This is a genomic window from Blastococcus sp. CCUG 61487 (genome assembly GCF_005222955.1).
Lineage (GTDB): Bacteria > Actinomycetota > Actinomycetes > Mycobacteriales > Geodermatophilaceae > Blastococcus.
Genome location: NZ_LWUA01000028.1, coordinates 1 through 7,521 on the forward strand (window position 1 = coordinate 1; position 7,521 = coordinate 7,521).

Annotated in this window: 7 protein-coding genes; 4 read left to right on the forward strand and 3 right to left on the reverse strand. The window is 75.2% G+C overall.

The window, feature by feature from the left end:
- Positions 1-172: 172 nt before the first annotated feature.
- From A6V29_RS03055 to A6V29_RS03065, 3 genes are all read left to right on the forward strand, one after another.
- Complete coding sequence (locus A6V29_RS03055; protein ID WP_137158928.1) at positions 173-490, forward strand: hypothetical protein; 318 nt, start codon at positions 173-175, stop codon at positions 488-490.
- 46 nt (positions 491-536) lie between these two features.
- Positions 537-1,232: an alpha/beta fold hydrolase gene (locus A6V29_RS03060; RefSeq protein WP_137158929.1), complete on the forward strand. Its 696-nt coding sequence runs from the start codon at positions 537-539 to the stop codon at positions 1,230-1,232.
- 81 nt (positions 1,233-1,313) lie between these two features.
- The gene (locus tag A6V29_RS03065) at positions 1,314-3,626 is read left to right on the forward strand and encodes a HelD family protein (protein ID WP_502700062.1); all 2,313 of its coding nucleotides are present in this window, start codon (positions 1,314-1,316) and stop codon (positions 3,624-3,626) included.
- Positions 3,627-3,645: 19 nt separating this feature from the next.
- Here the strand turns inward: A6V29_RS03065 and A6V29_RS03070 are convergent, their stop codons facing one another.
- Complete coding sequence (locus tag A6V29_RS03070) at positions 3,646-4,302, reverse strand: hypothetical protein (RefSeq protein ID WP_137158930.1); 657 nt, start codon at positions 4,300-4,302, stop codon at positions 3,646-3,648.
- A gap of 109 nt (positions 4,303-4,411) precedes the next feature.
- Between A6V29_RS03070 and A6V29_RS03075 the strand changes: the two genes are divergently transcribed.
- A complete protein-coding gene (locus A6V29_RS03075) occupies positions 4,412-5,239 on the forward strand; it encodes a DUF1206 domain-containing protein (RefSeq protein ID WP_137158931.1) in 828 nt (275 codons plus the stop codon).
- 124 nt (positions 5,240-5,363) lie between these two features.
- On the opposite strand, the gene fabG is transcribed toward A6V29_RS03075, so the two are convergent.
- Complete coding sequence (gene fabG / locus A6V29_RS03080; RefSeq protein WP_137158932.1) at positions 5,364-6,113, reverse strand: 3-oxoacyl-ACP reductase FabG; 750 nt, start codon at positions 6,111-6,113, stop codon at positions 5,364-5,366.
- A 55-nt stretch (positions 6,114-6,168) separates the two neighbouring features.
- The gene (locus tag A6V29_RS03085; RefSeq protein WP_137158933.1) at positions 6,169-7,383 is read right to left on the reverse strand and encodes an acetyl-CoA C-acetyltransferase; all 1,215 of its coding nucleotides are present in this window, start codon (positions 7,381-7,383) and stop codon (positions 6,169-6,171) included.
- Positions 7,384-7,521: the final 138 nt, after the last annotated feature.

Genomic DNA, 7,521 nt, shown 5'->3' on the forward strand with positions numbered 1-7,521 from the left:
GCCGCCTCCTACCAGCGGGTGCTGCACCGGGTGTTCCGCCGGGAGTTCCGGCTGCTCGCCAGTCTGCTGGCCTGGGCGCCCCGGGCCGAGCCCGCGCGCACCGCCGCGCTCACCCGCCACGCCGACCTGCTCGCCCGGCTGCTCGCCGCCCACCCCGGCCGCCCGCGACGCCGTGGCCGCTGCCTGCCGGGAGCTCGCCGACGCCGTCGACGCCCACACCACCGGCGAGGAGCGCCGGCTGCTCCCCCTGCTCGACTCGCACCTGGACGACGCGCGCTGGCCGGCGATCGCCGCCGCCTCCACCTGCCGGCTGAGCCGCCGGGAACGCACCCTCGTGCTCGGTCTCGCCCTCGAGGACAGCTGCGCCGTCGACCGAGCCCGGCTGCTGGACGGCCTGCCCCGGCGGGCGCGGTGGGCGTGGCGCGTGGCCGGCCACCGCCGGTACCGCGCCGCCGTCGTCAGGCTGCGCGGGGCGCCGCCCGCCGCCTGAGCCCGGGTGGCGATGAATCCCCGTCCCACGAGCGGTCTATCCTCCCGTGACGACCTTCGTGCTCATCCCCGGCGCCGGTGGGCGCGCTGCGTTCTGGGCCCTGCTGACCGGTGAGCTGACCCGACGCGGCCACCGCGCCGTGGCGGTGGACCTGCCCGCCGACGACGAGACGGCGGGGCTGCAGGCCTACACCGACACCGTCGTCGCGGCCCTCGGCACCGCAGATCCCGAGCCGGTCGTCGTGGTCGGCCAGTCGATGGGTGGCCTCACCGCTCCGCTGGTCTGCGCACGGGTGCCGGTCCGGCTGCTGGTGCTGCTCAACGCGATGATCCCGCGCCCCGGCGAGACCGGCGGCGAGTGGTGGACGGTCACCGGCCAGGGCCCGGCGCAGGCCGCCTACCTGGCGACCCTCGGGCTGCCGCCGGACATCGACGAGGAGACGACGTACCTGCACGACGTCCCGCCCGAGGCGCGCGCCCTGGATCCCGCCTTCGCCCAGTCGGGCCGGCCGTTCGAGGAGCCGTGGCCGCTGCGCCGCTGGCCCGACGTCCCCACCCGGGTGCTGGCCGGGCGGCACGACCGGCTGTTCCCGCTGGAGTTCCAGCGGCGGCTCGCCGCCGAGCGCCTGGGTGTGGACGTCGACGAGATCGACGGCGGTCACCTGGTCGCGCTCAGTCGGCCGGGTGCGCTGGCCGAGCGGCTGGAGTCCTACCTGCGGGACGGGCGGGCCGGCGCTACGTGACACCCCGCGCAGCGCGGGGATAATCGGCGGTTGCTCGTTGCACGGTTCCCGTAACGCCTTTCCTGCAGAAAGCGGCACGCTTTGTCGACAGCACGACCCGCGGACGACCCCGACTCGGAGATCGCCGCGGAACAGTCCTACGTGAGCAGGCTCTACACCCGGCTGGACGAGGTCCGCGCGCGCTCGGTGAGCCGGCTGGACGAGGCGCTGGCCACGGTGCCGCACAACCCGCAGGCCGTCGGCGAGCGCGAGGCCACCGTCGAGCTGCACAGCCAGCGCATCGTCGCCCTGGACGCCGCCGAGAGCGGGCTGGTGTTCGGCCGGCTGGACCGGCACGACGTGGAGACACCCCGCTACATCGGCCGCATCGGGTTGTTCGCCGACGGCGCCGAGGAGCCGTTGCTGGTCGACTGGCGGGCACCGGCCGCGCGGCCCTTCTACACCGCCACCGCGCTGCACGACCAGGGCGTGCGCCGGCGCCGGCACATCCGCACGCGCGGCCGCACGGTGGTGAGCATCGCCGACGAGACGCTCGACCTCGAGGCGGCCGCGGAGGGTTCCGCCGAGCGGGGCGGGCTGGCGGGTGAGTCAGTGCTGCTGGCCGCGCTCAACCAGACCCGCACCGGCCGGATGACCGACATCGTCCGCACCATCCAGGCCGAGCAGGACCGGATCATCCGCGCCGACGTGCAGGGCGTGCTCGTCGTCCAGGGCGGGCCGGGCACCGGCAAGACCGCCGTCGCGCTGCACCGCGCCGCCTACCTGCTGTACACGCACCGGGAGCGGCTGGCCCGCAGCGGGCTGCTCGTCGTGGGCCCCTCGCCGGTGTTCCTGCGCTACATCTCCGACGTGCTGCCCTCCCTCGGCGAGACCGGCGTCGTGCTGCGCGACCTGGGCAGCCTGCGGCCGGGGCTGGTCGCCGAGGGCTCGGAGCCGCCGGAGGTGGCCGAGGTCAAGGGCCGGCTGGCGATGGCCGACGTCGTCAAGGCCGCCGTCCGCGGCCGGCAGGCGGTGCTCGACGCCCCGGTGCAGCTGGAGATCGACGGCATCCCGGTGCGCTTCGCGAAGGCCGACGCGCAGAAGGTGCGCAGCCGCGCCCGGGCCGCCTCGCGCGAGCACAACGAGGCCCGGCCGGAGGCGGCGCGCGCCGTCGTGGAGCTGGTCACCGCCAAGTACGCGGACAAGCTCGGGGAGAACGTCCTGGGCGGGGCGAACCTGCTCGACCGCGGCGACGTCGCGGCGCTGCGGCGCGAGGTCGCCGCCGAGCCGGCCGTGCACTCGCTGGTGGACCGGCTGTGGCCGCGGCTCACCGCCGAGCGGGTGCTGCGCGAGCTGTTCGCCTCCCGCCGCCGGCTCACCGCGGCCACCAAGGGGTGGAGCGACGCCGACCGCGAGCTGCTGCTGCGCCCGGCCGATGCGCCGTGGACGCCGGCCGACGTGCCGCTGCTCGAGGAGATCGACGAGCTCCTGGGCATCGACGAGTCGACCCGCCGGCGTCAGGAGGAGCGGGAGCGGCGGCGCCGGCTGCGGCACGCCCAGGAGACCCTCGACCTGCTGCACGGCTCCCGGTCCACCGACTTCGACACCGAGGAGGAGGCCGAGGACCTCTCCGCCGGTGACCTGCTCGACGCCGAGGGGCTCGCCGAGCGGCAGGAGGAGCGCGACTACCGGAGCACCGCCGAGCGGGCGGCCGCGGACCGGACGTGGACCTACGGGCACGTGATCGTCGACGAGGCGCAGGAGCTCTCGGCGATGGCCTGGCGGCTGCTCCTGCGCCGGGTGCCGACGCGCTCGATGACGCTGGTCGGCGACGTCGCCCAGACCAGCACGCTGGCCGGCGCCTCGAGCTGGGCGGAGGTGCTCGAGCCGCACCTCGGCCGGAACTGGCGGCTGGAGGAGCTGACCGTCAACTACCGGACGCCGGCGGAGGTCATGGAGGTCGCCGCGCGGGTGCTGGCGGCGACCGGCGCCCCGGCGACGGCCGCGGAGTCGGTGCGCTCGACCGGCGTGCCGCCGTGGGCCCAGCAGGTGGCCGAGGAGGACCTGGCCGACGCCGTCGCCGAGGCCGCGGTCGCCTTCGACAAGGAGGAGGGCACGCTCGGCGTCCTCGTCCCGCGCAGCCGGCTGGCCGAGATGACCGCAGCCGTCGCGGCTCGACTGCCCACCGTCGGGGACGCCGACCGGCCCGACGCCCCCGTCGTCCTGCCGCCGGAGGGGGCCAAGGGCCTGGAGTTCGACTCGGTGCTCGTCGTCGACCCGGTCGCGATCGTCGCCGAGGGCGTGCGCGGGTGGAACGACCTCTACGTCGTGCTCACCCGCACCACCCAGCGGCTCGGCGTCGTGCACCCCGGCGAGCTGCCCGACGAGCTCGCCGGCCTGGAGCCCCGCCCCTAGGGAGCCGGCCTGCGGGGGCTCAGGCCCCGCAGCCGCCGGCGCCGCAGGCGCAGCCACCGCAGCCGGCCCGCACGGGCTCCGGTGCCGGCTGCCCGGCGACGGTCCGCAGGTTCACGGCGCTGACCAGCACCGGGACGGCGAGCGCGGCGACGGCGAGCGCCGCGACCACGGTGGCGACGTCCGCCGCGCGCGTCCAGTCCTGCGCCAGGCCGGTGACGACGAGCAGGGCGGTGACCAGCAGCCCCCAGACCAGCAGCGCCTGACCGCCGCGGCGGGCGAGGCCGCTGCGGGTGAGGCCGCTGCGGGTGAGCAGCGCCAGCGCGCCCGCGAGCAGCACCAGGGGGACGGCGACGAGCAGCACGCCGGCCGCGGTGCCTCCCGGGACGAGCGCCGCGACCAGGGCGCCGACACCCGCGACGAGCGCGCCGACGCCGAGGCTCCGGGCGCGGCCGGTGAGCTCGGCGGACAGGGACGGCGCGGTGCGCAGCAGCACCGCTCCCCGCACGCCGAGGAAGACCCCCAGCGCGCCGAGCAGCAGCCGGGCGCCGCCATCGGCCACCAGCGCGGCCACGGCGACGGCGATCATCGCCACGCCCAGAGCGAGCCACTGCGGCCACGCCCGTCGGGCGACCTCGGGGGTCGGCTGCGCGGTCAGGACGGTTCCAGCGTTCGCCACCCGCCCAGTGTCCCTCACCCGGTGGGCTGCATCGCCAGGCACCGCGCTGTCGTGCGTGCCACGCTGAGCCGTCGGGTCGTCAGCGGGGTCCAGGACGGGAGTGCGGAGGATGCGCGCGCAGGGATCAGGCGGAGCGACCACGGACGTCGACGACGGCCTCGAGCACCTCGCCCGGCTCGGGCTCATCGCCTACGGCCTGGTCCACCTCGTGCTCGCCTGGCTCGCGCTCCGGCTCGCCTGGGGGACGTCGAGCGAGTCGGCCGACCAGTCCGGTGCGCTCCAGACGCTGGCGGAGTCGCCGGCCGGCACCCCGCTGCTCTGGGTGCTCGCCGTCGGGTTGATCGCGCTGGCCGCGTGGCAGGCGCTCGAGGTGGGGCGCTGGCGGTTCGGCCTGACGGCATCGGGCTCGGCGCGCACGCGAGCCGTCAAGAAGAGCGCCAAGGCGCTGGCCAAGGCCGCGGTCTACGCGGCGCTGGCCGTGCTCGCGATCCGCGTGGCCACCGGCGGGGGCAACTCCTCGTCGCAGCAGCAGGAGACCGCGGCGGGTGTGTTCGGCTGGCCGGCGGGGCGCTGGTTGGTCGGTGCTGCGGGGCTGGTGCTGCTCGGCATCGGCGTCTACCACGTGTACAAGGGCGTGACGACGCGCTTCCTCAAGGAGATCGACCTGGGCGAGGCCCCGCCGACCGCCGTCCGCCTGGTGACCCGCCTCGGCCAGGTCGGTTATCCCGGCAAGGGGGTGGCGCTCGGCGTCCTCGGCGGCCTGCTGGCCTACGCCGCGATCACCTTCGACCCGGCCAAGGCATCGGGTCTGGACGGCGCGATGCGCACGATCCTCGACGCGCCCGCCGGCCAGTGGCTGCTCACCCTCGTCGCGCTGGGCATCGCGGCGTTCGGCGTCTACCTCTTCGTGCGGGCGCGCTACCCCGAGCGCACCTGAGCGGACCCATACCTGGTTCGCGAACAGTCGGTCTCTGCTTCGCACTGGAAGCAGAGACCGACTGTCCGCCGGGAAGCTGTGCGTCCTCGCCCGGGCCCGCTATCCAGACCCGCGACCCGTCCAGCTAGTTCCGCGGGCCGCCGGCGACGTAGAGGACCTGCCCGGAGACGAAGCCCGCGCCCTCGCTGACGAAGAACGAGACGGCGTGCGCGATGTCCTCCGGGACGCCAGCGCGCGCGACGGGGATGGCCGCGGCGCGCTTGGCCACGTAGCCCTCCCACTCCTCGCCGATCCGCTCGGCGGTGGCCTTCGTCATCTCCGTCTGGATGAAGCCCGGGGCGATGCAGTTGGCCGTGACGCCGAACTTGCCGAGCTCGATCGCCAGGGTCTTGGTGAAGCCCTGCAGGCCAGCCTTCGCCGTCGAGTAGTTGGCCTGACCGCGGTTGCCCAGCGCCGAGACGCTCGACAGGTTGACGATCCGGCCCCACTTCGCCTCGATCATGTGCTTCTGCGCCGCCCGGCTCATGAGGAACGAGCCGCGCAGGTGCACGTGCATGACGACGTCCCAGTCGGCGTCGGTCATCTTGAACAGCAGGTTGTCGCGGGTGACGCCGGCGTTGTTCACCAGGACCACCGGCGGGCCGAGTTCCGCGGCGATCCTGCTGACGGCCGCCTCCACCTGCTCGTCGTCCCCGACGTCGGCACCCACGGCCAGCGCCCGCCCGCCGGCGGACTCGATCGCCGACACGGTGTCGGCGCAGTCCTCGGCCTTCAGGTCCAGCACGGCGACGGCGAAGCCGTCCTCGGCCAGCCGGCGTGCGGTGGCCGCGCCGATCCCTCGCGCGGCTCCGGTGACGATCGCGACCCTGCTCATGCGGTGCTCTCCTTCTGTCGTCTGCTCGGTCAGGCTGCTCGTTCAGGCCGCTCGTTCAGGAGACGCGCTCGAACAGCGCGGCCAGCCCCTGGCCGCCGCCGATGCACATCGTCTCGAGCCCGTAGCGGGCCTCGCGGCGGTCCATCTCGCGCAGCAGCGTGGCCAGGATCCGGCCGCCGGTCGCGCCCACCGGGTGGCCGAGGGAGATTCCGGAGCCGTTGACGTTGGTCCGCTCCCAGTCGGCATCGGTGAACTTCCACTCGCGGGCGACGGCGAGCACCTGGCTGGCGAAGGCCTCGTTGAGCTCGATCAGGTCGACGTCGGCGAGCTCCACCCCGGCCAGGGCGAGCGCCTTGGCGGTGGCCGGCACCGGGCCGATGCCCATGGTCTTCGGCGGCACCCCGCCGACGCTCCAGGAGACCAGCCGGGCCAGCGGGCGCAACCTGTACTCCGCCGCCTTCTCGTGCGTGGTGACGATGCACACCGCCGCGCCGTCGTTCTGGCCGCTGGCGTTGCCGGCGGTGACGGTGGCGGCGTCGTCGTCCTTGCCCAGGATCGGGCGGAGCTTGGCGAGCGTCTCGACGTTCGAGTCGGGGCGGATGTGCTCGTCGCGGTCCACGACCGTCTCGCTCTTCCGGCCCTTCACGGTGACCGGCACGATCTCCTCGGCGAACTTCCCGGCCTCGGCGGCGGCCGCGGCGCGCTGGTGGCTGCGGACGGCGTACTCGTCCTGCTCCTCGCGGGAGATGTCGTACTCGCGGCGCAGGTTCTCCGCCGTCTCGAGCATGCCGCCCGGCACCGGGAAGTTCTGGCCGCCGGCGGTGACCCGTCCGCGGGCCAGCCCGTCCTGGAGCAGCACCCCCGGTCCGGGCTTGACCCCCCACCGCATGGCCGTGGAGTAGAAGGGCGCGTTGCTCATCGACTCCGCCCCGCCGGCCAGGACCAGGTCGGAGGCGCCCGACTGCACCTGCATCGCGGCGTTGACGACGGCCTGCAGCCCGGAGCCGCAGCGCCGGTCGATCTGCAGACCGGAGGCGCTCACGGGCAGGCCGGCGTCCAGCGCGGCGACCCGCCCGATCGCCGGGGCCTCCATCGTCGGGTAGCAGTGCCCGAGCAGGACGTCCTCGACCGACTCGGGCGGGAGGCCGGTGCGCTCCATCAGCGCCCGGATCACCGTCGCGGCGAGCTCCTGGACAGGGACGTCGCGCAGCGAGCCGCCGAACCCGCCGACCGGGGTGCGCAGGGGCTCGCAGATGACCGCATCTCGCACGGGAGTCCTCCTCGTCGACCGCCTCCGCGGGCCCCCGGGACGGCCGGCCCACGCCCCTCGCAGTGTGCCCGGCCCACACCTCGGCCGCTGCACGCGCCCTCCGCGGGCGACGCGGAAGGGATGCTCCTATGGATCGTC

What these genes read in the sequence shown, in the direction of transcription:
- A6V29_RS03075 (WP_137158931.1), top strand. Translation starts at nt 4,412, where the DNA reads ATGCGCGCGCAGGGATCAGGCGGAGCGACCACGGACGTCGACGACGGC.
- fabG (WP_137158932.1), bottom strand. Translation starts at nt 6,113, where the DNA reads ATGAGCAGGGTCGCGATCGTCACCGGAGCCGCGCGAGGGATCGGCGCG.